The 2,686-nt window shown below is 28.3% G+C and carries 3 protein-coding genes; all 3 read left to right on the forward strand.

Annotated features, from left to right (window positions below):
- The coding region (locus tag AB1Z17_RS00305) for a hypothetical protein (RefSeq protein ID WP_368049796.1) at window positions 1–1,053 on the forward strand (1,053 nt) is incomplete at its 5' end.
- Window positions 1,054–1,109: 56 nt separating this feature from the next.
- Window positions 1,110–1,724: a zinc-ribbon domain-containing protein gene (locus AB1Z17_RS00310; RefSeq protein ID WP_368049797.1), complete on the forward strand. Its 615-nt coding sequence runs from the start codon at window positions 1,110–1,112 to the stop codon at window positions 1,722–1,724.
- Between the two features lie 4 nt (window positions 1,725–1,728).
- Window positions 1,729–2,619 (forward strand): zinc-ribbon domain-containing protein, encoded by an 891-nt coding sequence (locus tag AB1Z17_RS00315; protein ID WP_368049798.1) that lies wholly within the window; start codon window positions 1,729–1,731, stop codon window positions 2,617–2,619.
- The last annotated feature ends 67 nt before the right edge of the window (window positions 2,620–2,686 follow it).

Consider the following 2,686-nt stretch of genomic DNA (forward strand, 5'->3'; position numbering starts at 1 on the left):
GTTGCAATAGTTATTGTAAATGAAGTTTCAAAAAAAACAACTACTATTGGAACTCTATTTAAAGAAGAAGACAAAAAACTTGTTTCAGTAAATAATGTAGATCTAATTAGTTTATTTATTTGCAATAGCGATTATGGAGGTGGAATAACCAAAGTATCGGTTAAAGACGCAAGTCCTGATTTAATTATTACACCTTCAGAATTGCTTGATGCCTTGAGCAATAAAGTTTATAGTTTTGAAATAGCTTCAAAAGATATTATTGATGCTATTGAAAAAGTAGATATTGAGTGGAATTTTAGCGATAATACTAAAAAAAGTACAGGTTTTCAAAATAGTATTATTCCAATTTCAGGTGAAGTAAAAATAAAAGTTGAACATACTTATGAAGAAAGCGATAAAGAACAAACCTATCCTTTAAAAGTAATTTTAAGAGAAAGTAGTACAAAAAAAGTGTTAGCAACTGCTGAAGCAACTATACTATTGCCTTTACCTAAACCTACTGTTTTTATTACAGAACGGCATCTTATTGGTCCTCCAGGAGCTACATTCGATGTGACTGCAAAAGCCTCCCCAAAAAACACGTATAAATTTAAATGGTATATTCAAGGTATGAGTAATTCATATACCTATCAAGGAGAAGAATCTACTTTTAAACCTGTTGCTAAAAAATTGGGTAAGTATAATGTAAACGTTAAACTTTACAATTTAAAAAATGAACTTTTAAGTGAAGATAATGCAACTATTTATGTGGAAGAACATGAAAAAACAAAAGAATTGCCAGCTATTGAAGATGGTAAAGTAAAGAAAGTTATATATCGCTGTGATAAATATACCTATGGTTGCAATGTAGGTCCAGCCGGTACAAAAATGTTTGAAAACTCTGTAAAAGAAATGGAGAAGATAATTAATGATTTTATAAAGCAAGGACGTTCTGAAGATGCTGCAAAAGCAAGGGAAAACCTAGCAAAAATGAAAGCTGATTTCCAATTAGAAAAAGATACAACATCTTGTAATTGTCAAAGAAAACGCACACCAACAATAATTTATGAATAGGTGAGTTCATCCAAAATTTTGTATCTAAATTAGAAATAGTTACACAGAAGGAGGAAATGAATAATAATAGAAAAACAATCCACAAAACAATTAGAAATATTCAAATTATGAAACACTGTCCAAATTGCGGAGAACAAATTAGAGAAGAAACAAAATTTTGCACTAATTGTGGTGCTTCAATATCTAACAACAGCGATCAGCATATAAATAAAAAAACATATGAGGTAAATCTTGTTGAAGAAAGTTTAAACCAACCAAATAAAGGCAAACGGCTTTTTTTAGCATTATTAGTAATAGGAGGTATAGCAATTCTTTTTTTTATAGGAAAATCTTTTTTAAAGGACGTAGATTCTATAGAAAAGCCTTTTTCACCAATTGAACAATTGGCAAAATTAGAAGGTACATGGTACGATCCTACAGGAATTATTTTAGGAGAAAAGGAAGCGGTAATTGTTTTAACCAGAGAGGATAATATTGTAGTAGGAAAAGATGAAAATGGTTTATTTGAAACAAGAATAACACCTTTTGGATCGAATAACTATCAGGCAATGGTGAACTTAAGAGGTGTAAAAGGCGACTTTGAATTACACTTTTACGAAGAACAAAACAAATTGGTTTTTTTTAGCACCTTAACAAAAAGTAGCTGGTATCTTATAAAATTAAAAAACTAAACATATGAAATATTGTACAAATTGTGGTCAAAAATTAAGCGAAGGTTCAAAATTTTGTACTAGTTGTGGTGCAAAAGTTGAAGTTACACTCGTAAAAAATGAAACTTTAGAAGTAACTAAACCATCATTAGAAAATGAAGAAATTTCTATGTTAGATAAAAAAGATGTTAGCCTAATTAATAAAAAAATAGAATTAGAAAATAGTCAAACTAGTATTGTTAAAAAATTCTGGTATGCTACTGCCTTTTTTGCTTTTATAATAGTTTTAGCATTTATGGATTTGGACGTTTTACCAATTCATCCTGCCATAGCTTTTATTTCTTTTTTCTTACTTGTATCGTCTATAGTGATTGCATTTATGTTTAGAAGTCGTGAAAAAAAATTACAGTCTTTAATAACAGGTGAAAATTTAATAGCTAGTTGGAAACTTAATTCCGAAGAAAAATCACAGTATGTTAATTTTCTTTTTCAGAATGAAAAGTCCAGAAATATGAGCATTTTTATTGTTACAACAATCTTAATTATAATAATTTTTGGAGCCTTTATTATTTTTATAGATGAAGGAAAAGTAGCTATGTTTTTTATAATGTTAGGGTTAATTGCATTTATTGCACTTTTTGCATTTGGGATGCCACATTATTACAAACAACAAAATAGTAAAAACGATGGTAAAATATTAATTGGCAAAAATTATGCATATATAAATGGATATTTTCATAATTGGGATTTTATTCTTTCGGGAATAAAAAAAGCAAAAATTATTGATAAGCCATTTTACGGTCTTTATATAAAGTATTACTACACAGATAGAACGTTAACCAATACTGAAGAATTAAATATTCCTGCATCACAAAATGTAAATTTGCAAAAAGTTGTAGATGTATTAACGAGTTAGTTCTTTTTTATTAAAATATATTTTTTATGGGATACTCTTCAAAAATAAACGATCCAGCATTTGCAAA

It is taken from the genome of Lutibacter sp., assembly GCF_040883305.1.
Taxonomy (GTDB): Bacteria; Bacteroidota; Bacteroidia; order Flavobacteriales; family Flavobacteriaceae; genus Lutibacter.

Bases quoted from the DNA above. Each gene is read 5' to 3' on its own strand.
- AB1Z17_RS00315 (WP_368049798.1), top strand. From the start codon at position 1,729: ATGAAATATTGTACAAATTGTGGTCAAAAATTAAGCGAAGGTTCAAAA.
- AB1Z17_RS00310 (WP_368049797.1), top strand. From the start codon at position 1,110: ATGAATAATAATAGAAAAACAATCCACAAAACAATTAGAAATATTCAA.